This is a genomic window from Amycolatopsis sp. NPDC051061, from assembly GCF_040682935.1.
Lineage (GTDB): Bacteria > Actinomycetota > Actinomycetes > Mycobacteriales > Pseudonocardiaceae > Amycolatopsis.
The window spans coordinates 47,045-69,689 of sequence record NZ_JBFBBZ010000014.1; the positions used below are offsets into that span (position 1 = coordinate 47,045).

A 22,645-nucleotide genomic window follows, 5' to 3' on the forward strand; every position below is an offset into this window, starting at 1 on the left:
ACTAGAACGTGTTCCAGGTTACCAGGTCGGCCGGGCCGTGACGCCGCCGTCGACGACGAGGTCCTGTCCCGTGATCCAAGCCGCCAGCGGGGACGCCAGGAAGACGCACGCGTTCCCGACGTCGGCCGGCGTGCCCAGCCGGCCCAGCGGCGCCGCGCGGCGCCAGCGTTCGACGCCTTCCGGCCAGTCCTCTTCCAGTCCCGGCCGCGAGATCAGCCCGGGTGACACCGTGTTGACCCGGATCCCGCGCGGCCCGTACTCCAGCGCGGCGCCGCGGGCGTGCATCACCAGGGCCGCCTTCGCCGAGCTGTAGTGGACGTGCCCGGGCGCGGGCTGCCGGGCTTCGATCGACGCGATGTGCGTGACGCTGCCGCCCTCGCCCAGCAGCCGCGCGGCCGCCTGGGTGCAGGAAAAGGCGCTGGTCAGGGTGGCGTCCAGCATCGCGCGCCAGCGGTCGGCCGTGAGGTCGGCGAGGGGCTCGACCGGCTGTACACCGGCGTTGTTCACGAGCGCGTCGAGCCGCCCGCCCCAGTCCGCGACGGCTGCCAGCAGCCCGTGGCAGGCGCTGTCGCCGGTCAGGTCGGCGGCGAACGCGCGGGCCCGGCCACCCGCGGCCTCGATCGCCGCGACGACGTCGTCGCCCGCGCCGGGACGGCGGTGGTGCACGGCCACCGCGCTGCCCGCCTCGGCGAACCGCAGCGCGATCCCGCGGCCGATCGTGCCGCTCGCGCCGGTGACGCAGGTGACCGTGCCGGAGAGATCGGGAAGGGGGCTCGGCACGCGCCGATCGTAGCCCGGGCCGAAATCGGGAGCCCGTTTCGGCGGTTTTCCCCGGTATCGTGCCCGCATGCTCTCGCCGGTGCCGATCGCTCTCGCCCCAGCCGCACCGGTTCCGGGGTCCGCGCCCTGGTGGGGCGTTCCGGTGATCGCCGGGGGCTTTCTGCTCGCGGGCGCGGTGATCGCGTTCGTCGCGATCTCGCTGAGCGACCGCCGGAGGCTGAAGCGGGAGGACCGCCGGCTGTGGGACCGCGAGATCCGCGACGCCTACCTCGAGATCACCCGGCACTTCGGCCGGATCACCGCGTTCCGGTACCAGGTGCTCGCCGACGAAGAAGACCGCCGGTCGAGGTACCGGGCCGGTGCCGAGGCGCTCGCGGGCCTGCGCGAGCAGGTCGCGATGCTCGAGGTGATCGGGACGCCGGCGCTGATCGCCCGCGCGCACGAGCTGGAAGACCGCAGCGCGGCGGTCGTCGCCCTGTGGCAGGAACTGATCAACCCCGGGAAGCCCGAGTACCGGGCCTTGACCACGGCCCGCAACGAGTTCCTCGACGCCGTGCAGGACAGCGTCCGGGCCGGGCACCGGTCGTAGCCCGGGCGGTCGCGGACGCCGTACCTTGTGGGGCATGGCCGACACCCAGCGTTCGAAGTTCTCCGAGCTCCTGCAAGCGCAGATCCGGCACGAGTTCACCGCCGCGCAGCAGTACGTCGCCCTCGCCGTCTGGTTCGACGCGCGCGACCTGCCGAGGCTGGCGAAGCGCTTCTACCGGCAGTCGATCGAAGAGCGCAACCACGCGCTGGCGATGGTCCAGTACCTGCTCGACCGGAGCCAGCCGGTCGTGATCCCGGGCAGCGGCGACGTCCGGAACGACTTTTCGAGCGCGCACGAGGCGATCGAGCTGGCCCTGGACCAGGAACGGGCGGTGACCGCCGACATCGAGGCGATGGCGAAGGCCGCGCGCCTGGAGGAGGACTACCTCGGCGAGCAGTTCGTGGCCTGGTTCCTCAAGGAGCAGGTCGAGGAGGTGGCCCAGATGTCCACGCTGCTCACGGTCGTCGAGCGGGCCGCGGACAACCTCTTCGAGGTCGAGAGCCACCTGTACCGCGAGGCGGCCACGGGCGTCGAGGACGCGCCGGCCATGCCGCCGGTCGCCGGCGGGAAGCTCTGACGGTCACCGGCAGGTAGTCGGCCGGATCGCGAACCGGCGGAAGCGGCACACCCCCACGAGTGCCGCTTCCGCCGTGCTCAGTGGCAGAACGAGACTTCCGGGAACCCCGGCGCGTCGAGCACCGGCCGTGCCTCACCCCGCAGGTGCTGGTCGAAGAACGCGTTCACGTACGTGCGGATGATCTCCTGGGTGCGCAGGGCGGTGGTCGTCGCGCCGGTGTCGACGCCGAGCTGGTCGCCGACCAGGCCCACGTCCGTGAACGACGCGTGTTTCGTGCCCGCCACCTCGGCCCAGCGCCGCCACCCCGTCAGCTGCGCCCAATCCCGCTCCCACGGGACGTTCGGTGCGCAGGCGGTCGCCCCGAGCTGGTGGCTCACGAACATGAACGGCCGGGACAGCCCGGGCGGGGTCAGCGGGACCTCCGTCGTGCCGTCGATGTCCATCCCGGCCTTGACGCGCGGGTCCTCGACCATCGTGGGCAGCGTGCTCGCCCCGCCCATGGAGTGCCCGGCCATGCCGATCCGGGACGCGTCGATCAGCGGCGCCCACTTCTTCGAGTGCGTCAACGAGTCCAGCACGAACGACACGTCGGCGGCCCGGCCCAGCTCCACCTTCGTCCAGAATGCGGCGTCGTGCGGCACCTCGCACGACGCGCAGCCCGCGAACCGCCCGTCGGGGAAGCTCGTGCCGGTGTTTTCGTAGGTGTGGCCGACCAGCGCGACGGCGTACCCGTGGCTCGCCAGGTCCTCGGCCAGCGCGCTGAGCGTGGCGCGGGGTTTCGTGTAGCCGGGCGAAAGCACCACCAGCGGCAGGTGGGCCCCGGCCGGCCGAGCGTCGGCCACCGAGTTGGTCACCATCGTGGTCAGCCAGTCCGGCGGCACGTCCAAGCCGCTGCCGGACAGCAGCGCCGCCGACTCCGCCGCGGTCAGGTACCGCGTCTTCGGCCCGTGCGAATCCGTGGGGTAGAAGAGCGACACCATCAGTTCCCGGTAGGGCACCGAAGGCACCCACGGGTCCGGCCGCGAGGTGTCCTTCAGGTAGACGGCGGTACTGCCCACCGGCCGGTTCCCGGTCGGCGCGGGCAGGTAGGGCGTCGACGTCATGGCGAAGCTGACCTCCGGGTAGCGCGACGACGGCTGGTCGAGCAGGGGCTGGGAGCGGCCCTCCAGGTGCTCTTCGAAGAATGCCCGGACGTAGGCCGCCGTGACGGCCTGTCCCCGCGCCGCAGGCGTCGTCGCACCGAAGTCGAGGCCGAGCTGCTCACCGACCAGGCCGATGTCGGTGAACGACGGGTGCGCCATGCCGGCCACGACGAGCCAGCGCTTCCACCCCTTCAGCTGCGCCCAGTCCCGTTGCCAGCTGTCCGACTCGACACCCGTGCCGGGGGTGTACGTGTTCGCCCGGCCCAGGAACAGGAACGGCCGATCGAGTCCCGGTGCGAGCAGCGGGACGTCCGTCGTGCCGTCGATGTCGATCCCGGCCTTGACCCGCGGGTCGGTCACCATCGCGCCGATCGCGCTCGCGCCGCCGACCGAATGCCCGGCCATGCCGATCCGCGCCGGGTCGATCAGCGACGCCCACTTCGAGTGCGTCAGCGAGTCCAGCACGAACGAGACGTCCTTGGCCCGCCCGCCGGCCAGCTTCTTCCAGAACGCTTCGTCGTAGCTGCCGCAGGCCGCGCAGCCGGTGACGTGCCCGTCGGGGAACGTCGTCGCCACGTTCTCGTAGGTGTGGTCGACCACGACGACGGCGGTGCCGTGGCTCGCCAGGTCCTCGGCCAGCGACGTCAGCTCGGCGCGTGGCCGCTTGAACCCGGGCGACAGCACCACCAGCGGCAGCCGGCGCCCGGCCGGCCGCGCGTCGGCGACGGCGTCGGTGTGCACGGTCGTCAGCACCGACGGCGGGATCCCCGTGATGCCGGCTTCCTCGAACACGGCCGCCGCTTCGGTTTCGGTCATGAACTGCTTCTTCGGTCCCTGTGCGGAAGCCGTCGGGTAGAACAGGGAAACCATCAGCTCGCGGTAGGGCACGGTCGCGACCCACGGGTCGGGGCGCGAAGTGTCCCTGAGGTACAAGGAAGTCGTGCCCACCGGCTGGCCGCCGGTGGGTTTCGCCAGCGTGAGCGCCGGGGACGCCGAGGCGGCCGGCGCGGGCAGCGTGAAGGCGAGTGCCGTGACGGCGAGGAGGATCGTCGTCTTCATCCGATGAACGTCACTTCCGGGTAGGCGGGCGAGGGAGCGGCCAGCAGCGGCTGCGGCCGGCAGCGCAGGTTCTGATCGAAGAAAGCGCTTACATAGTTCCGCGTGATCGCCAGCGCGCGGGCCCCGCCGATCGACGCGCCGATGTCGACGCCCAGCTGATCGGCGAGCACGCCGAGATCGGTGAACGAGCTGTGCACCGTGCCGGACACCATGAGCCAGCGCTTCCACCCGGTGAGGTGCGTCCAGTCCGTCTCCCAGTCGTCGTAGGGGCCCGGCTCGCCCGGCGTGTAGTTGTCCATGCTGCCCAGGAACAGGAACGGCCGGGACAGCCCCGACGCCGGGAGCGGGACGTGGATGCTCCCGTCGATGTCGGCCCCGGCCCGGATGCGCGGGTCGGCCAGCATCGCCTGCGTCGTGATCGCGCCGCCCGCCGAGTGCCCGGTCATGCCGATCCGTGCCGGATCGATGAGGGCGCCCCACTTCTTCGAGCGCAGCAGCTCGTCGAGCACGAACGACGTGTCCTTCGACCGCACCTGCGCGAACTTTTCCCAGAACCCGGGCTGGTCGTCGACCGCGCAGGCGTCGCAGCCGGTGACGTGGCCGTCGGGGAAGGTCGTGGCGCGGTTTTCGTAGGTGTGGTCGATCGCCGCGACGGCGTACCCGCGGCTGGCGAGGTCTTCGGCCAGTGCGGTGAGCGTGGCGCGCGGTTGCGTCCAGCCCGGTGAGAGGACGACCAGCGGCAGGCCGTGCCACCGCCCGGCCGGTTTCGCGTCGACGACCGCGTTCGTGCGGACGGTGCTCAGGACGTCCAGGGGCAGCCCCGGGATGTTCTCCCGTTCGAGGTTGCGCTCGGACTCGAGCGGGGTCATGTACTGCTTCTTGGGCCCGTTCGCCGAGGTCGCCGGGTAGAAGACGGAGACCATCAGCTCCCGGTAGGGCACCGCCGGCACCCACGGATCGGGGCGCGAAGTGTCCTTTAGGGACAGAGAGGTGACGCCGACGGGCTCGTGCCCGGTCGGGTGGGGCAGGTAAGGCGTCGTGGCCGCCGAAGCGGGCGACGCGGACAGCGTGAGCGTCAAAGCGGTGGCTACCGCGAGAGTGCGCATGATTCCCCCAGGAATCGGCTCAGGAAAGGTGGCGGACGCGGCGGAAGCAGAACCAGGTGAGCAGGGCGGTCATCGCGAGGTAGAGCGCGAGTTCGAGCCACTGCAGCGGCCAGAACCGCGAGCCGGGCTGGTAGGTCAGGCGCTGCTGGTAGCCGTGGGTGCCCAGCTGGGACATGCACTGTTCCATGGTGCCGCGTTCCGGCGGCCCCTGGCCCGGCCTCGGGGCGCAGCTCTGCACGAACTCCGGCAGCGGATAAGCCACATTGCCCGCCGGGTCCACGGTTTCGTTCGCCAGCACCCACGCGCCGGCCGGGTTCCGCACGCCGATCTGCAGGATCCCGAGCGTGTCGTCGCCGTTGATGTTCGTGATGTCCTCGCTGACGATCGGGATCGTCATCTGCTCGGGCGGCAGCAGGTACGGCCGCACGAAGTTCGGCACCACGAGCAGCACGGCGGCGAGCACGACGAGCGTGACGGCCATGGCGGCGACCGTCCGCTTCAGCAGCATCCCGACCGCGACGCCGAGCGCGAGGGCGAAGGCCGCGTAGCCGATCGGAACGATGCCGCGTGCGCCGAACACCACCGGCGCGATGCGCGAGAGCATCCCGCGATCGGTCTGCTGCGCCGCGAGCGCGTCGATCGGGCTCGCCCACCACGACACCGCCCAGCCGAGCAGGCCGGCCGCGACCATCGCGGTCAGCAGCCCGAACCCGAGCTTGGTGGTGAGCCACCGCTTGCGCGTGACGGTCTGGTTCCACACCAGGCTGTGCGTGCCGCTCTCCAGCTCGCGCGTGATCATCGGGACGCCCCAGAAGACGCCGATCACCGTGGGCAGCAGGTAGAGCACCAGGATCGTCCCGCTGAAGAGGGTGTCCTGGTCGGAGAAGTTGGTGCGCCCGACCAGCTCCGGCCCGGTGATCGCGAGCACGACGCCGATCAGGACCAGCGCGGCGAACACGGACAACGCGGGAATGCGGAACTGGCGCCAGGTCAGCCAGGTCATCGGAGGACCTCCAGGGCGGGGCGGGCGGCGGCGGGGTTGCTCATGTACTCGAGGACGAGGTCCTCGAGCCCGATCTGCGCGACCGTCCACGCGGGATCGAGAATGGGCGCCTCGGTGCGGACGAGCACGGTGGTCTGGCGGTCGGTGTGCTTCGCGGAGACGACGTGCTGCTCCGCCGGCAGCGAGTCGACCTCGCGGCGCGGGCCGGAGAGCCGGTGGTGGGAGGCGAGCAGCTCGTCGACGTCGCCCATCACCCGGACCTGCGAGTCCACCAGCACGACGAGGTGGTCGCAGACGCGTTCGAGGTCGTTGACCAGGTGCGAGGACATCACGACGGACAGCCCGTGCTCGGCGACGGCCTCCATGAGGTCCTGCAGGAACTCCCGCCGCGCCAGGGGATCCAGCGCGGCGACGGGTTCGTCGAGCAACAGCAGTTCGGGGCGTTTGGCGATGCCGAGGGTGAGCGCGAGCTGCGCGCGCTGGCCGCCGGAGAGCTTGCCGGCGTGCTGCTTCGGGTCGAGCCCGAGGCGTTCGACGCGCTTGGTGGCGAGCTCGTGGTCCCAACGGGGGTTGAGGTGCGCGCCGAGCCGCAGGTGCTCCTCGATCGTGAGCCCGGTGTAGACGGGCGTGCTCTGGGCGACGTAGCCGACCTTCGCCAGCTGGTCCGGGCCGCTGCCGGGGATTCCGCCGCAGACCTCGATGGTGCCGGTGGTCGGCTCCAGCATGCCGGAGGCGATGTTCAGCAGGGTGGACTTGCCGGCGCCGTTGGGGCCGACGAGCCCGGTGACGTGGCCGGCCTCGATCTCGAGCGTGCAGCCGGTCAGCGCCCACTTGCGCTTGTACTTCTTGCCCAGTCCCTGGGCACGCAGGACGGTCACGCTATGTCCTCTCTGGCGGAGTCGCGAAACGTGGACATCAGCAGGGCCTCGATGCTCTCTTCGTCGAGACCGGCCGTGCGGGCCTTCCCCAGCCAGCGGCGCAGGTCCTGCCGCAGCGGCCCGAGCACGGCGAAGGAGGCGGCGCCGTTCAGCGTCGCGGTCACGAAGGTGCCGACGCCGGGCCGCGCGGAGACGAGGCCGTCGTGCTCCAGTTCGCGGTAGGCCTTGAGCACGGTGTTCGGGTTGATCGCGAGGTCCGCGACCACGTCCTTGACCTTCGGGAGCTGGTCTCCCTTTTCGAGCAGGCCCAGCCGGAGGGCGTGCCGCACCTGCTGGACCAGCTGCTGGTACGGCGACAGCCCCGAGCGGGCGTCGAGGTGGAACTCGATCATCGGCAACTCCATTTAACTAGGTACCTAGTACTATAGCTAAGCGGTGCAAGTCTGCGCCAGGGGGTTCTTTCGGCCGCCGCTCACCCGGCGCCGGGCGGGGTCGCGGGCGGCTGGCGGACCGGCCCGGACGTCATGAACGACTCGTTCATCGCGCCTGACGACCTGAACGACTCGTTCATGACGTGCCCGCGGGCCGAGCCGGGGACCTTTCCGGCCGCCGAGGCCAACCTCGGCGCGCCACCGGCGTCTGGAGAGGTGATCGTTTTCTCCGGACGAAAGGGTTCTTCGTGCGTCGTCTTACTGGGGGAGGCATCGTGCGCGGCGTGGTCGTCGCGCTCGGGGTCTCGATGGCCGTCGTGGCCGCACCGGCCGTGGCATCGGCCTCCGTCGACAGCGTTCCGACACCGAAACTGACCTGGACCGGCTGCGAAGACGGCTTCCAGTGCTCCACGGCGAAGGTGCCGCTGGACTACGACCGGCCGTCCGGCGCGAAGATCGACCTCGCGCTCATCAAGCTGCCGGCCACCGATCCCACGCACAAGATCGGCACGCTGTTCGTCAACTTCGGCGGCCCGGGCGCGTCCGGCCTGCAACGCCTGCGGGAGCGCGGGAAGTGGCCGTGGCTGTTCTCCGACCAGCTGCGCGCGCGGTTCGACGTCGTGTCGTGGGATCCGCGCGGGATCGGGAACAGCACCGCCGTCCGCTGCTTCGGCACGCTGGCCGAACAGGAGTCGTTCTTCGGCTCGTTCCCGGAAATGCCCGGCGACCCGAGCGGCAACGCGGCCTTCTACGCGAAGTCGAAGGAACTCGCCGACCGCTGCGAAGCCAACGCCGGTCCGATCCTCGACCACGTCTCGACGGCCGACACCGCGCGGGACCTCGAGCTGCTGCGCCGCGCGGTCGGCGACGCGAAGCTGACCTACCACGGCATTTCCTACGGGACCCAGCTCGGCGCGACCTACGCCAACCTGTTCCCGAACCGGATCCGCGCGATGGTGTTCGACGGCACGATGGACTTCGTCGGCAACGCCACCGGCCACGACGGCAGTGGCAAGAGCGTCCCGCTCGACACCCGGCAGGACGTCGCCACCGGCATCTCGCAGACGTTCGACCAGTTCCTGCGCCTGTGCACGGAAGCCGGGCCGAAGTGCGCGTTCTCCTCGGGCGACCCGAAGGCGAAGTGGGCTTCGATCACCGCGCGGGCCAAGCAGGCCCCGATCACCACGGACGGCGAAACCTGGACGTACTCCGGGATCATCAACGCGGCGGCGGACCTGTCCGACTCGCGGGGCTGGCCGGACATCGCGTCCCTGCTGCAGCGCCTGTACGACGCGAAGGACACGGCTGCCGCGCTCAAGGCGAGTGAGCCGTACACCTCGAACCGGACCGAAGCCTTCAACGCGATCCAGTGCGGTGACAGCGATGTGCCGGCCGACCCGGCGATCTACAGCCGGTACGCGGAGTCCGAAGACCAGCGGGTCCCGTACTTCGGCCGGATCGCGGTGCTGGACATGATGAGCTGCGCGTTCTGGACGGCGACGACGGGAGGTTCCTCGGACCGCTACACCGGTCCGTGGAACCGCCCGACGTCGGCGGAGATCCTGGTGCTGAACAACCGCTACGACCCGTCGACGCCGTTGGCCGGGGCCCGCGACGGCGCCGCGGAACTGGCGCGCGCCCGGGTGTTCGTCACCGAGGGGTACGGGCACTCGTCGATGTACGTGCCGAGCACCTGCACCGAGCAGGTGAAGCGGGACTACCTGATCGCCGGGGCGTTCCCGGCCGCGGGCAAGACCTGCGCGATCGACGCGAGCCCGTTCGCGGGCTGAGGCCGGGCCGGGGCGCCGCTTTCCCGTGAAAACGGCGCCCCGGCGGGCTCAACCGGCCAGTTCGACGAGCTGGTTCGCGGCCACCATCGCGCCGTCGGTGCGGATCTCCACGGTCCGGCCTGCCGAGGCGAGCGCCGTGGTGAGCGCGGCCGACAAGGAATCGGCGGTCGGCACCGGCTCGAGATGAGCCGCGCCGATGCCCAGCTCGGCCACCCGCGCGGCCCAATACGGCTGGTCCGCGATCCGCGGCACGATCACCTGGGGCGCGCCGGCCCGGGCGGCCGTCGTGGTGGTGCCCGCGCCGCCGTGGTGCACCACCGCCGCCACCCGGCGGAAGAGCGCCTGGTGGTTGACCTCGCCGGCGACGAAGCAGTCCTCGGCGTCGTCGACCGCCGTCAGGCCGGCCCAGCCGCTGCCCAGGACGATCCGGCGGCCGTGCGCGCGGACCGCGTCCGTCGCCACTTGGGCGATGCCCTTCGGCGCGTACGCGGCCATGCTGCCGAAGCCGACGTACACCGGTGACTCGCCGTCGTCGAGGAACTTCTCCAGCTCGGCCGGGAGCGGCCGGTCGTCCGGCAGGATCCACGCCCCGCTCCGGAGGACGTCGAGGTCGGTCGGGCACAGCACCGGATCCGCGGCCAGCCACGGCCGCTCGGTGAAGACGTGGTCGCGGACGTCGTCCACCGGCGCCAGCCCGAGCGCCGCCCGATTCCGGTCGAGTGCGGGCCCGTACAAGGCGTTCACGCGCTCGGCGTCGTGGCGCCACAGCACCCGGTTGTCGGTCTCGCCCGCCGGGGACGGCGTGCCCGGCCGGGCCCCTGGCGGCTGATGCGGCGACGGCAGCCCGTGCAGGTGGTAGCACGCGTACACGTACGGGATCCCGGCCCGCTCGGCGACGTCCCGCGCGCCGGCGGGCAGCAGTCCCTGCGCCACCACCACATCGCAGTCGTCGGCCACCGCGGTCAGCGTGGCGAACCGCGCGGTGACCAGTTCGTCCGCGAGCGCGAACGCGTCCGGCCGCTCGCGGGTCACCACGGAACGCACCGACGGACCCAGCGGCACGTGCGCCACGCCGGCCCGCTCCAGCAGGGCCACGAAATCCTCGTCCGGCGGCGCGCACACCACCGAGTCCACGCCGAGTTCGCGCAGGGCCACCGCGAGCCCCGCCAGCGGCTCGACGTCCCCGCGTGATCCCCATGTCGTCAGCAAAACACGCATGCGGTTTTCCCCCGTTTTCCCTGGTTGCAGCCTTCGGCGGGCCATTGTGGGGGATCACCCCCACCTTGCCGCAAGCCCCGGGTTCGGCTATACCTTGAAGGGGGCGGGGAGTTCTTCTTCATTCCATTCCGGACGGTCACCGCCACCGACGAACGCGTCGCGCGGGTGCTGCACCGAAGCCAGCGACAGGATGTCCCGCCCGAACAGCGCGGCGGTCAGCCACACGGCGAGCACGCGGACCTTGCGTTCCCAGCTCGGCACCGCCAGCACGTGGTAGCCGCGGTGCATGAGCCACGCGGGCAGGCCCGTCAGCACCAGGCGCCGGTACTGGAAGATGCCGCGGCCCAGCCCGAGCGTCGCGATCGCGCCGAGGCTGTGGTGGACGTACGGCTTCGGCTCGCGGCCCCGCAGGGTGGCGATGATGTTGCGGGCCAACAGCTTTCCCTGCCGGTAGGCGTGCTGCGCGTTGGGCACCGTGCGCGCGCCCGGGATCGGCGAGGCGAGGTCGGGCACCGCGGCGTTCCAGCTCGCGCACGACCCAGCGCCCCGGCCGGTCGGTGACCTCGGGCAGGATGCGGCCCGACGCCTCGACCAGGTGGAACCGCGGCTCGTCGCGATGCAGTTCCGGGTAGCGCTTGAGCAGCGCCGTCGCCAGCGGCGATCGGCCTCAAGCATGTCGAGGAGGCCGTCGCGATCCGCGACCGGCTTCTCACCTCGTTCGACCGCGCCGCGGCGCTGCCCGCGGGCCCGCTGCGCCGGAAGCTGCTCACCGTCACCTTCGTCGGCGGCGGCTTCTCGGGCGTCGAAGGCTTCGGCGAACTGCTGCTTTTCTCGCTTCACCCCTGGGACGAGGTGGCGGCGGCGGACGTGACAGGGACGCGCGTCACAGCGAGGGCCGATCGGCGGCCAGCACGGCCGCGAGACCCTCGCGCAGATCTTGGACGAAATACCCGGGAACCTCCAGCGACGGGAAGTGGCCCCCGGCTTCGGGCGAGCGCCATCGGACGATCCGCCGGTACCGCTCCTGCGCCCAGGGACGCGGGCACTTCTCGATGTCGCGGGGATACATGGTGATCGCCGACGGGACGTCGACCCGAAGCTCGGGATCGAGCGAATTGTGGCTTTCGTAATAAATGCGCGCCGCCGACGCGCCGCTCCGCGTCAGCCAATACAGGGTGACGTCGTCGAGAACGGTGTCCCGGGAAAGCGTCTCGAACGGGCTGTCCTCGGTGTCCGACCACTCGGCGAACTTGTCGAGGATCCAGGCGAGCAGCCCGACCGGCGAGTCGACGAGCGAGTAGCCGATGGTCTGCGGCCGGGTCGCCTGCTGTTTCGCGTACGCCGCGCGGTGGTGCCAGAAATGGCGGGTCTCCTCGGCCCACTCGCGCTCGGTCGCCGTCAGCCCGTCCGTGGTCAACCCGGGCGGTCCCGCCGCGAACGTCGTGTGGATGCCGAGAACGTGCGCCGGGAACCGGCCGCCGAGAACCGTGGTGATGTTGCCTCCCCAGTCGCCGCCGTGGGCCGCGAACTCGCGGTAGCCGAGCCGTCCCATCAGGTCCACCCAGGCGGCCGCGATCTTTTCGGTTCCCCACCCGGTGGTGGCCGGCTTGTCGCTGTAACCGAAGCCGGGTAGCGACGGGACTACCACGTGGAACGCCGGCGCGTCCGCGTCTTCCGGATCGGCCAGCTCGTCCACCACGCCGGCGAACTCGGCGATGCTGCCGGGCCAGCCGTGCGTCAGGAGCAGCGGAGTGGCATCCGCGCGCGCGGATCGGCGGTGCAGGAAGTGGATGCCCAGACCGTCGATGGTCGTGCGGAACTGGCCGATCCGGTCGAGGCGCGCTTCGAACGAGCGCCAGTCGTACCCCGTGCGCCAGTAGTCCACGACCTCGACGAGGTCGGCGAGCGGAACGCCCTGGTCCCAGCGGCGGGGGCCATGGACCGTCTCGGCCTCCGGTAGCCGCGCCGCGGCCAGCCGGGCGCGCAGATCGTCGAGGTCGGCGTCGGTCGCGTGGGCTTCGAATACTCGCACGTCGCTGGGCATGAGACCTCCTGGTCAGCGTGAACCGGCTAAGGCGGTTCTAACATGCCTTCGCGTCAGTGTGCAACCTGCTAAGCTGGTTCCATGCGCGTCGAGTTCCCTGAGTTTCGCCTGGGTAGCGTGCTGGCGACCAGCTTCACGGGAACTCTGACGGAGCGTCGGGGCGACGCCGTGGAGCGCATTCCCACGCCGCACCGGCTCGTCGACTGGCTGGCCGTGTACGGCCTCGCCGTGGACTCCTGCACCCCGGCCCAGCTCGACCTCGCCCGGGAGCTGAGGGAGTCGATTCACGCCGCGGCGACAGCGGCCGCGCTCCAGGACGCCCTCCCCGCGGCTGCGGTTCAAGTCATCAACGAGCGCAGCGTTCAGGGCCGGGCCGCGGCGATCCTGACGCCCGAGGGCGAGCGGCGATGGCAGCTCGGCTCGGCTTCCCGCGTGGAAGACGCCCTCAGCGTGATCGCCGCCGACGCGATCAGCATCATCGCGGGCGAACGGGACGGGAAACTGGCCTTGTGCGCGTCGCCGACCTGTCAGGCCGCTTTCTTCGACACCAGCCAGAGTCGCACCCGCAGGTGGTGTGACATGAACACGTGCGGGAATCGGCAGAAGAAGGCGCGCTTCAACGCCAATCAGCGCAAGAACGCCAGTGCGGCGGAGTGACGTTCACGGCACTTCGGCCCCGGCCTGGCGCCTCCGAGACCCGCGCCGCCCGGACTGCATGTAGTGCAGTACGCAATACTTGTAGTGACGAACAGTCGGAATCAAGTCGAGGCGCGGTGGAGTGGCCGGGTTCACGACGGGCCCGGCCTCGGCGATGGCGGAGATGCCGGGCGTCAGCCCCAGATGGATTCGGGCGCCGCGCCGGCGGGCGGTTCCCCGCCGGCTTCGGCGAACGCGGTGAGCGCGTCGACGAGCCCCTGCCGGCTCTCCTCCGGCATCCGCGCGACGATCTTGGCGATCTCCTTGCGCCGCCGGGTCGTCACCTGCCGGACGATCCGGCCGCCCTCGCGGGTGATCTCCAGCACGATCTCCCGGCGGGACACGGGGCTGTGCCGGCGGTCGACCAGACCACCGGCGACCAGCCGGTCGACCATGCGGCTGGCGGTGGACGGCGTGACCCCGAGGTGTTCGGCGAGCGTCGCGTGCTTGAGCGGCCCGCGCGTGTGCAGCACCACGAGGAGCCGGAACTGCGGCAGGGTCAGGCCGTCCTCGGCCGCGGCGATCGACCGGACGGACACCGCCACCAGCAGTCGTGACGCGGTGAGGACGGCGTCGGTCAGCGTGTCGACGCCCGCGGCGTCCATGCCCGGGTTCGTGCGGGTCATGCCGCCCAGTGTGCCGGAACGGCCCTGCCCCGCCGGGGTGACCCCCGGCTTGACAGCGGGCCGCTCGTCTCGCACTATGCGAACAATTGTTCGATAACTTTCTCCTGGGTTCGCCCGCGGCTTCGCGGCGCGGGTGTCTCCGGTGCGAGTACGTGGTGCTGGAGGTGAGCGGTGGTGGCGGTGCCGGAGGCGCTGGCCGGGCTCACGGCGATCCCGGGGGTCCGCACGGCGGCGCAGTTGAGCCCGGGTGCGGCCGCGGTTTCGCCTGACTTGGTGACGGTGCTGCCGCCGCTGGCGGGGTTGCTGCCGGGCGGCGGGTTGCGTCGCGGCAGCACGATCGCGGTGGGCGGCGCGGTGTCCCTGGTGCTGGCCCTGCTGGCGGAAGCGACGCGTGACGGCTCCTGGGCGGCGGTGACGGCGTTGCCGGAGCTGGGCCTGACCGCGGCGGCGGAGCTCGGCGTCGACCTGGAGCGGATCGCGCTGGTGCCGCACCCCGGCGCGGAGCTGACGGGCGTGTTGTCGGCGCTGGTGGACGGGTTCGACCTGGTGGTGCTCGGGCCGGTCAAGGTCGAGCCCCAGCTCGCCCGGCGGCTGGCGGGGCGGGTGCGCACCCGGGGGACGGTGTTGCTGACGGTGGGCCCGTGGCCGGGCGCGGACCTGGAGCTGCGCGTTTCGGGACGTCGTTGGCACGGGCTCACGCAGGACGGGTACGGGCACTTGCGGGCGCGTGAGGTGGTGGCGACGAGCCGCGGCCGAGGGGCGGCGGCGAGGCCGTCGTCGGTGCGGTTGCAGCTGCCGGGACCGGGCGGAGGAATCGCGGCGGCCGAGCCACCGGAGCGGCGCCTGGCCGAGGTGGCCGGGTGAGCCGTGGTGCCGGGGCGGTCGGTGCTGGGGTGCGTGGGCTTGCCGGGTCTTCGCGATGAACGGTGGGCCGCGGTTGTTCGAGTCGTTCGCGACGGCCGCGAGTTCAGCTGCGGTCGTACGATGAACCGGTTCTCCGAGCTGGTCGCCACCCCTGAATTCCCGGCCACGGCCGCGGGATGAGCGGTCCGCCACGGCTGCTGGTGCTGTGGTGCCCGGACTGGCCGGTCGTCGCCGCCGGGGCCGCTGCCGGGACTCCGCCCCTCGCTCCCGCCGCCGTCTTCTCCGCCAACCGGGTCGTCGCCTGCTCGGCCGCCGCGCGCCGCGATGGGGTCGGGCGCGGGATGCGCCGGCGGGACGCCCAGTCCCGGTGCCCGGAACTCGTGGTGCACCAGCACGATCCGGACCGGGACGCCCGGCTCTTCGAACCCGTCGCCGCCGCCGTCGAAGCGCAGGCCGTCGGGGTCGAGGTCGTGCGGCCCGGGATCGTCGCCGTTCCCGTCACCGGCGCCGCCGGGTCCTTCGGCGGCGAAGAAGCCCTCGCCGAGCTCCTCATCAACGAGGTCGAAGCGCAAGCCGGCGTCGAGTGCCAGGTCGGGATCGCCGACGGCCTCTTCGCCGCGACCCTTGCCGCCCGCCGCTCGGCCTTCGTCCCGCCCGGGGGCGCGAAAGCCTTCCTCGCGCCCCTCTCGATCACCGAGCTGAACCAGCCGGGCGACGACCGTGGCGAGCTCGTCGGCACCCTGCGCCGCCTCGGGCTGCGCACCCTCGGCGCGTTCGCCGCCCTGGCCGAACGTGACGTCGCCGGCCGCTTCCCGAAGGACGCCGTCACCGCCCACCGCCTCGCCCGCGGCCTCGCCGAACGCCCGCCGCTGCGTCGAGCACTCCCACCGGACCTGACCGTCACCGAGGACTTCGACCACCCCCTGTCGAGGGTCGACGAAGCCGCGTTCGTCGCGAAGGCCCTCGGTGAGCGGTTCTTCGCCGGCCTCGCGAACCACGGCCTCGCCTGCACGCGCCTGGCCATCGTCGCCGTCACCGAAGCCGGCGAAGAACGCGTCCGCGTCTGGCGCTGCGCCGAACCCCTGACCGCCCGCGCGACGGCGGACCGCGTGCGCTGGCAGTGCGAAGGCTGGCTCACCACCCGGGACCGGCCCACCGCCGGGATCGTCCGGCTGCGCCTCGACCCCGAAGAGGTCGTCGGCGGGCAGGCGTTGCAGCTGCAGCTCGGGTCGATGGGCCGCGACGCCGACGCCGCCGAGCGCGCCGGCCGCGCCCTGGTGCGCATCCAGGGCCTGCTCGGGCCCGATGCCGTCTTCACCCCGTTGCTCGACGGCGGCCGCGGCCCGGCCGAGCGCGTCCGCCTGGTCCCGTGGGGCGAGCCGCGGCGCCCGGTGGCCGAGGACCGGCCGTGGCCGGGCCGCCTGCCGGCCCCGTCACCGGCCTGGGTGCCACCCCGGCCACCGGCGGCGCGGGTGCTCGACGCGGTGGGCGACGTGGTCCGCTGCACCGAGCGCGGCGAGCTCAGCTACCCCCCGGCGACGATCGCGATCGACGGCCGCCCGGCGCGCCGGGTCCTCGGCTCGGCGGGTCCCTGGATCGTGCACCCGGCGTTGCCGGCCAAGCGCGGCGCGCGGCCGAAGGCCCGGATGCAGGTGGTGCTGGAAGGCGAGGACGACGACCTCGCCCTGCTGCTCGAAGCCATCGTCGGCGTAGATCCACAGTGGACAGTCGAGGGCGTCTACGACTAGTCCTTTGTGATCGATGCGACTCCCGAGTTGACACCGGACGCTCCCCGGCTCAGGATCGAGCCACGGTAGTCGTCCGTGTGTTCGAACAGTAGTCGCTGGCTTCCCCACAGCGAACTCCTTGTGGGGAGCGGAGTTTTGGCGTTCAACAATCCGAGTGTGCCGTGGTCCGAAGTGGAGCGGATCGCCTCCGGGCGGCCGCCCGTCCCCGGCGACGGGAGCGATGCCCCGGCGTGGTCGCGCAAACGCGAAGGGTACGCCGGCGCGCCACCCGATCTCCGGACCCGCCGACGCCGCGACGACGCCGGCGACCGGATCCGCGCCCCCTACGCCGAGCTGCACGTCCACTCCAACTTCAGCTTCCTCGACGGCGCGAGCCACCCCGAGACGCTCGTCGAGGAGGCCGCGCGGCTCGAGCTCGACGCCCTCGTCCTCACCGACCACGACGGCCTGTACGGCGCCGTCCGGTTCAACGACGCCGCCCGGGAGCTCGGCGTCCGCGTCGGGTTCGGGGCCGAGCTGTCGCTCGACCTGCCCGCGCCGCAGGGCGGCGAACCCGACCCGAAAGGAACGCACCTGCTGGTGATCGCGCGGCAGCAGGCGGGTTACCACCGGCTCTGCAAAGTCATCTCCCGCGCCCAGCTCGCCGGCGGTGAGAAGGGCCGGCCCGTCTACGACCTCGAGGAGCTCGTCGACGAGCTGGCCGGGCACGTCGTCGTCCTCACCGGGTGCCGCAAGGGGCCGGTCCGCCGGGCGCTCGCCGAGCACGGGCCGGCCGCCGCGCGGGCCGAGCTGGGCCGGCTCGCGGACTGGTTCGGGCCGCGGCACGTCGCCGTCGAGCTGATCGACCACCGGCAACCCCTCGACGACGCGGCCAACGACCACCTCGCCGCGATGGCGAAGGAGCTGCGGCTGCCGACCGTCGTCTCCAACAACGCGCACTACGCCCGTCCGGAAGACGCCGTCGTGGCCGACATGGTCGCGGCTGTCCGGGCCCGGCGGCCGGCCGAGGAGCTCGAAGGCTGGCGGCCGCCGTCGGGACAGGCGTTCCTGCGGTCCGGGATGGAACAGCGCCGCCGCTTCGAGCGCCGCTATCCCGGCGCGGTCGGCCGCGCCGCCGTCCTCGGCGTCGAGGTCGCGTTCGACCTGAAGCTCGTCGCCCCCGACCTCCCGCCGTTCCCGGTGCCGGCCGGCCACGACGAGATGTCGTACCTGAGCGAGCTGACCTGGCGCGGCGCGGCGAAACGGTACGGGTCACGGGAGGAGAACCCGAAGGCCTACGCCCAGCTCGACCACGAGCTCGCCGTCATCGGGAAACTCCGTTTCCCCGGCTATTTCCTGGTGGTGTGGGACATCGTCCGGTTCTGCAAGGAAGCGGACATCCTCTGCCAGGGCCGCGGTTCCGCGGCGAACTCCGCGGTCTGCTACGCGCTGGAAATCTGCCACGCCGACCCGGTGAAGTGGAACCTGCTGTTCGAACGCTTCCTGGCCCCGGAGCGGGACGGGCCACCGGACATCGACATCGACATCGAGTCCGACCGGCGCGAGGAAGCCATCCAGTACGTCTACGAGAAACACGGCCGCTTCCACGCCGCGCAGGTCGCCAACGTCATCACCTACCGGGCGCCGTCCGCGATCCGCGACGCCGCGAAAGCCCTCGGTCACAGCCCCGGGCAGCAGGACGCCTACAGCAAGCTCGTCGACCGCTGGGGCGGCACCCGCCAGCAGACGGCCGGGGAGATCCCCGCCGACGTCCTCGAACTGGCCGCCCGGATCGAGGACTTCCCGCGCCACCTCGGCATCCACTCCGGCGGCATGGTCATCTCGAAACAGCCGGTGTCCGAAGTGGTCCCGGTCGAGTGGGCGACGATGAAGGATCGCAGCATCCTGCAGTGGGACAAGGACGACTGCGCCACCGTCGGCCTGGTCAAGTTCGACCTGCTCGGCCTCGGCATGCTGTCCGCGCTCCACTACACGATCGACCTCGTCACCGAGCACCACGGATCCACTGTGGACCTGGGCGAGCTCGACCTCGCCGACCCGAGCGTCTACGACATGCTCTGCGAAGCCGACGCCGTCGGAGTGTTCCAAGTGGAGTCCCGCGCGCAGCTGGCGACGCTGCCGCGGTTGCGGCCGCGGAAGTTCTACGACCTCGTCGTCGAAGTCGCGCTGATCCGGCCCGGCCCGATCCAGGGCGGCTCGGTGCACCCGTACATCCGGCGGCGCCGCGAGGAAGAGGAGTGGCAGCACGCCCATCCGCTGCTCGCCGGGGCCTTGGACCGGACGCTCGGCGTGCCGCTGTTCCAGGAACAGGTGATGCAGATGGCCGTCGACGTCGCCTCGTTCACCGGCGCTGAAGCCGATCAGCTGCGCCGCGCCATGGGCGCCAAGCGGTCCAGCGCGAAGATGAAGGCGCTGATGGCGCGGTTCTTCGCCGGCTGCGAAGCCAACGGCCTCGACCGCGAGCTGGCGACGCGCATCTTCGAGCAGATCCACGCCTTTTCCGGCTACGGCTTTCCCGAAGCGCACTCGATGTCGTTCGCGCTGCTCGTCTACGCGTCGGCGTGGTTCAAGCGCTACTACCCGGCCGCGTTCTGCGCCGGGCTGCTTCGCGCGCAGCCGATGGGCTTCTACAGCCCGCAGTCCCTGGTCGCGGACGCGCGCCGCCACGGCGTCCGCGTCCGCGAGCCCGACATCAACGCCAGCCTCGCGCACGCCACCCTCGAACCCGACGCCGGGAGCACCGGTGGCGTCGCGCTTCGCTTGGGCCTCGCCGGGGTCCGTCACCTCGGCGAGGCGATCGCCGACCGGATCGTCGCCGAGCGCGACGCGAACGGCCCGTACGCCGGCGTCGGCGAGCTCACCCGCCGCGTCCAGCTGAAGAAGAACGCCGTCGAAGCCCTGGCCACCGCGGGCGCGTTCGGCGCCGACCGGCGCCAGGACCTCTGGGCCGCCGGTGCCGCGGCGGCCACCAGGCCCGGGCACCTGCCCGGCCTCGCCCCGGGCCTCGACGCGCCCGCGCTGCCGGGCATGACCCGGCTGGAGGTCACCGCCGCGGACCTGTGGGCCACCGGCGTCTCCCCGGACAGCCACCCCGTCGAGTACCTGCGCGCGCTGCTCACCCGGCGCGGCGCGATCACCGTCGCGGAGCTCATGCGGGTCGAGGACGGGACGCGGGTGTGGGTCGGCGGCGCGGTGACGCACCGGCAGCGCCCGGCCACCGCCGGCGGGATCACGTTCCTCAACCTCGAGGACGAGACGGGCATGGCCAACGTCCTCGTCTCGCCCGGCCTGTGGCAGCGGCAGCGTCTGGTCGCCCGCACCAGCGCCGCGCTGCTGGTCCGCGGGCAGGCGCAGGTCGGCGAGGGAGTCGTCACGCTCGTCGCCGACCGCCTCGAAACCCTCGATCTTTCGATGCGGGCCGGGCCGTCCCGGGACTTTCGTTGACCCCGCGCCGCAGCGCCCCAAGGTGGCCTTGGTTGCGTTGAACGCACCGAAGGCCGCCTTGGGTGCGTTCAACGCACCGAAGGCCACATTGGGGCGCTCGGGGGAGCCGGCGTTGACTTCCGGGCCGCGCACTGGTTCTCTGCTCTGAGAGCGCTCTCAGCCATCCGTACGTCTCGACGAGTGAGGATGGACTTTCCATGACAGCTCGACGTCTGCGCTGGGCAGCGTGGCCGGTGGCCGCCGTGCTCGTGGCGGCCGTGCCGGCGGCGGCCGCGGCGGCGCCGTCCGAAGCGACCGTGACGATCAACGCCCGAGCGGGGCTGGCCACCGTGCCGGACACCGCCCTCGGCGTCAACCACGCGGTGTGGGACAGCCAGCTCGGCACCGATGCCGTGGCCGACCTGCTCGGCGGCGCCGGGGTCCGCACGATGCGCTACCCCGGCGGCTCCTACGGCGACATCTACCACTGGAAGGACAACACCGCGCCGGGCGGGTACGTGGCGCCCGGCACGGACTTCGACACGTTCATGGGCGGCGTCCGGCGGGCCGGCGCGCAGCCGATCGTCATCGCCAACTACGGCACCGGGACGCCGGAGGAGGCCGCGGACTGGGTGCGGTACGCGAACGTCACGAAGGATTACGGCGTCAAGTACTGGGAGATCGGCAACGAGCTCTACGGCAACGGTCACTACGGCGCGAACTGGGAGGCCGACAACCACGAAGACAAGAGCCCGGCCGCGTACGCCGCGGGCGTCGTGGCCTACGCCGACGCGATGAAGGCCGTCGACCCGTCGGTGAAGATCGGCGCGGTGCTGACGACGCCGGCGAACTGGCCGGACGGCATCGTCGCGGCCGGGGACACCGGCACGTGGAACCGGACGGTGCTGTCGATCGCGGGCCCGCACATCGACTTCGCCGTGCTGCACTGGTACCCGAGCGGGTCGACGGCCGCGGAGGCGCTCACCAAGACCGAGCAGGTGGACGACATGATCTACCTGGCGCGGGAGGAGATCACGCGGTACGCGGGCCGCCCCCTCGGCATCGCCCTCACCGAGACGAACACCCCGGTCGGCATGAACACCCAGCCGGGCGCGCTGTTCGCGGCCGAGGCCTACGCGTCCCTGCTGGAAAACGGCGTGTTCACCGTGGACTGGTGGGACACGCACAACGGCGCGACCGCACTGTCCACAGTGGCCGGTTATCCGGACTACGGCGACCTCGGCCTGCTTTCGAGTGCGACGTGTCTCGACGGTGGGTGCGAGCCCGCGCTCAACACGCCGTTCGCGCCGTATTACGGGCTGAAGATGCTGAGTGTGTTCGCGCGGCCGGGTGACCAGTTCGTGCGGGCCGGCGCCGACGACCCGCTGCTCGACGTGCACGCGGTCCGTCGTCCGGACGGGGATCTCGCGGTGCTGCTGGTGAACAAGGACCCTGCCGAGGCTCGGGTGGTGAACCTGGACCCCGCGGCGTCCGTCTCCGAGGTGTTCACCTTCACGAACGGCGCGTCGTCGATCACCCACGCGTCTTCGTGGGACCGGACGGTGCCGCCGTATTCTTTGACGACCCTGGTTCTGCACGCCGCTGCTTCGGTTGCGGTGGCCGCACCGGGGCAGCCGACGGCGACGACGACCGACACGACGGCGACGATCAGCTGGCCCGCGTCCGCGCCGGGCGTGAAGTACGAGGTGTACCGGCAGGCAAGCCTGGTCAGTGAAGAGTGGGGCGAGACGACGGGGACGTCGTTGAGCGTCGGCAACCTGGTCCCGGGCCGTCGCTACACGGTGAACGTCCTGGCGCGGGACGCGGCGGGGAACGTTTCGTGGGCGTCGCCGCCGTTGACCCTCACGACGGGTGCGCCGGCCTCGAGCAGCTGCACGGTGACGTTGACCGATGTGAACGACTGGGCGAGCGGTTTCGTAGGCGGGATCCACGTGGTCTCGACCGCCGCGGTGGGCGACTGGACCCTGACGTTCACGTGGCCGACCGCGCGGCAGCGGGTCACGAGCGGCTGGAACGGGACGTGGACGCAGGAGGGTTCCGCGGTGAAGGTGACGTCGTCGGCCCCGCTGGGGTCGGGTGCGGATGTCGGGTTCGTCGCGGACTACGGCGGGCCGAACATCCTGCCGACGGCGTTCAGGCTCAACGGAACCCTTTGCTCGGTGGGCTGAACCGAGGTGAACGACTCGTTCATGGCGCCAGGCGCCCTGAACGAGTCGTTCACTACGTCGAGTCCGAGTGGGCCAGATGGGCCAAAGCCGACCGCAGCACCCGCCGCTGTTCGGCGCTCAACCCCGCCAGCATCCGTTCCTCCACCGCCCGGATCGCGTCGCGCACCGCCGCGTGGCGCTGGATCCCGAGGTTCGTCAACCGGACCACCCGGGCCCGGCGGTCCGACGGGTCCGGCGAGCGGCTCACCAGCCCCTCCGCGACCAGCGCGTCCAGCAACACGATCAACCGCGTCTTGTCGTAGTGGATCTGCTGGGCCAGGGCCAGCTGACTGGGCGCCGCCCCCGGGGACAGGGCCGACAGCACCACGTACTGCCACATCGAGAGCCCGTGCTCCTCCAGGATCGGGCGCTCGGCCTCGGCCAGGGCGCGGCCCGCTCCGGCGCAGAGGGCCGCCAGGTCGTCGTCCTCCGTCACGCGGGGG

Annotated in this window: 19 protein-coding genes; 8 read left to right on the forward strand and 11 right to left on the reverse strand. The window is 71.9% G+C overall.

Translation table 11 applies throughout. The features are described from left to right. Positions 1-18: 18 nt before the first annotated feature. Positions 19-780, reverse strand: coding sequence for an SDR family oxidoreductase (locus tag AB0N03_RS20380; protein ID WP_364373714.1), 762 nt, complete (start codon positions 778-780; stop codon positions 19-21). A 67-nt stretch (positions 781-847) separates the two neighbouring features. On the opposite strand from AB0N03_RS20380, the gene AB0N03_RS20385 reads away from it, so the two are divergent. Continuing rightward, on the forward strand, positions 848-1,369 hold the full coding sequence (locus AB0N03_RS20385; RefSeq protein ID WP_364373716.1) for a hypothetical protein: 522 nt from the start codon (positions 848-850) through the stop codon (positions 1,367-1,369). A 34-nt stretch (positions 1,370-1,403) separates the two neighbouring features. Beyond that, entirely contained in the window at positions 1,404-1,946 is a 543-nt protein-coding gene (locus tag AB0N03_RS20390) for a ferritin (RefSeq protein WP_364373719.1), read from the forward strand. A gap of 77 nt (positions 1,947-2,023) precedes the next feature. On the opposite strand, the gene AB0N03_RS20395 is transcribed toward AB0N03_RS20390, so the two are convergent. Genes AB0N03_RS20395 through AB0N03_RS20415 form a run of 5 tightly spaced genes read right to left on the reverse strand, consistent with a single transcriptional unit; the run spans position 2,024 to position 7,526 of the window. Further along, the gene (locus AB0N03_RS20395; RefSeq protein ID WP_364373722.1) at positions 2,024-4,147 is read right to left on the reverse strand and encodes an esterase; all 2,124 of its coding nucleotides are present in this window, start codon (positions 4,145-4,147) and stop codon (positions 2,024-2,026) included. Further along, complete coding sequence (locus AB0N03_RS20400) at positions 4,144-5,253, reverse strand: alpha/beta hydrolase (protein ID WP_364373725.1); 1,110 nt, start codon at positions 5,251-5,253, stop codon at positions 4,144-4,146. The genes AB0N03_RS20395 and AB0N03_RS20400 overlap by 4 nt, the downstream gene beginning before the upstream one ends. 19 nt (positions 5,254-5,272) lie before the next feature. Further along, a complete protein-coding gene (locus AB0N03_RS20405; protein ID WP_364373728.1) occupies positions 5,273-6,256 on the reverse strand; it encodes a transporter in 984 nt (327 codons plus the stop codon). Then, positions 6,253-7,134, reverse strand: a complete 882-nt coding sequence (locus AB0N03_RS20410) for an ABC transporter ATP-binding protein (RefSeq protein WP_364373731.1) — start codon at positions 7,132-7,134, stop codon at positions 6,253-6,255. Before AB0N03_RS20410 ends, AB0N03_RS20405 begins: the two co-directional genes overlap by 4 nt. Then, a complete protein-coding gene (locus AB0N03_RS20415; protein ID WP_364373734.1) occupies positions 7,131-7,526 on the reverse strand; it encodes a GntR family transcriptional regulator in 396 nt (131 codons plus the stop codon). The genes AB0N03_RS20410 and AB0N03_RS20415 overlap by 4 nt, the downstream gene beginning before the upstream one ends. Before the next feature lie 314 nt (positions 7,527-7,840). Between AB0N03_RS20415 and AB0N03_RS20420 the strand changes: the two genes are divergently transcribed. Further along, positions 7,841-9,355, forward strand: coding sequence for an alpha/beta hydrolase (locus AB0N03_RS20420; RefSeq protein WP_364373737.1), 1,515 nt, complete (start codon positions 7,841-7,843; stop codon positions 9,353-9,355). A gap of 48 nt (positions 9,356-9,403) precedes the next feature. On the opposite strand, the gene AB0N03_RS20425 is transcribed toward AB0N03_RS20420, so the two are convergent. From AB0N03_RS20425 to AB0N03_RS20435, 3 genes are all read right to left on the reverse strand, one after another. Next, entirely contained in the window at positions 9,404-10,573 is a 1,170-nt protein-coding gene (locus AB0N03_RS20425; protein WP_364373740.1) for a glycosyltransferase, read from the reverse strand. Between the two features lie 87 nt (positions 10,574-10,660). Continuing rightward, positions 10,661-11,413 carry a hypothetical protein gene (locus AB0N03_RS20430; RefSeq protein ID WP_364373743.1) on the reverse strand — a complete coding sequence of 251 codons (753 nt, stop codon included), beginning with the start codon at positions 11,411-11,413 and terminating at the stop codon, positions 10,661-10,663. A gap of 43 nt (positions 11,414-11,456) precedes the next feature. Then, positions 11,457-12,617: an epoxide hydrolase family protein gene (locus tag AB0N03_RS20435; RefSeq protein ID WP_364373745.1), complete on the reverse strand. Its 1,161-nt coding sequence runs from the start codon at positions 12,615-12,617 to the stop codon at positions 11,457-11,459. Positions 12,618-12,698: 81 nt separating this feature from the next. Here AB0N03_RS20435 and AB0N03_RS20440 point away from each other — a divergent pair, with 81 nt between their 5' ends. Beyond that, the gene (locus tag AB0N03_RS20440; RefSeq protein ID WP_364373748.1) at positions 12,699-13,274 is read left to right on the forward strand and encodes a CGNR zinc finger domain-containing protein; all 576 of its coding nucleotides are present in this window, start codon (positions 12,699-12,701) and stop codon (positions 13,272-13,274) included. Positions 13,275-13,447: 173 nt separating this feature from the next. On the opposite strand, the gene AB0N03_RS20445 is transcribed toward AB0N03_RS20440, so the two are convergent. Further along, positions 13,448-13,939: a MarR family transcriptional regulator gene (locus tag AB0N03_RS20445; protein ID WP_364373751.1), complete on the reverse strand. Its 492-nt coding sequence runs from the start codon at positions 13,937-13,939 to the stop codon at positions 13,448-13,450. Between the two features lie 174 nt (positions 13,940-14,113). Here AB0N03_RS20445 and AB0N03_RS20450 point away from each other — a divergent pair, with 174 nt between their 5' ends. The 4 genes from AB0N03_RS20450 to AB0N03_RS20465 all read left to right on the forward strand — a co-directional run bounded on the left by AB0N03_RS20450 (position 14,114) and on the right by AB0N03_RS20465 (position 22,163). Further along, positions 14,114-14,803, forward strand: a complete 690-nt coding sequence (locus AB0N03_RS20450; protein WP_364373754.1) for a hypothetical protein — start codon at positions 14,114-14,116, stop codon at positions 14,801-14,803. A gap of 176 nt (positions 14,804-14,979) precedes the next feature. Next, on the forward strand, positions 14,980-16,551 hold the full coding sequence (locus tag AB0N03_RS20455; RefSeq protein ID WP_364373757.1) for a DNA polymerase Y family protein: 1,572 nt from the start codon (positions 14,980-14,982) through the stop codon (positions 16,549-16,551). A gap of 135 nt (positions 16,552-16,686) precedes the next feature. Next, positions 16,687-19,995 (forward strand): error-prone DNA polymerase, encoded by a 3,309-nt coding sequence (locus AB0N03_RS20460; RefSeq protein ID WP_364373758.1) that lies wholly within the window; start codon positions 16,687-16,689, stop codon positions 19,993-19,995. Between the two features lie 197 nt (positions 19,996-20,192). Further along, the gene (locus tag AB0N03_RS20465; RefSeq protein WP_364373761.1) at positions 20,193-22,163 is read left to right on the forward strand and encodes a cellulose binding domain-containing protein; all 1,971 of its coding nucleotides are present in this window, start codon (positions 20,193-20,195) and stop codon (positions 22,161-22,163) included. A gap of 52 nt (positions 22,164-22,215) precedes the next feature. On the opposite strand, the gene AB0N03_RS20470 is transcribed toward AB0N03_RS20465, so the two are convergent. Beyond that, the gene (locus AB0N03_RS20470; protein WP_364373764.1) at positions 22,216-22,638 is read right to left on the reverse strand and encodes a MarR family transcriptional regulator; all 423 of its coding nucleotides are present in this window, start codon (positions 22,636-22,638) and stop codon (positions 22,216-22,218) included. Between the last annotated feature and the right edge of the window lie 7 nt (positions 22,639-22,645).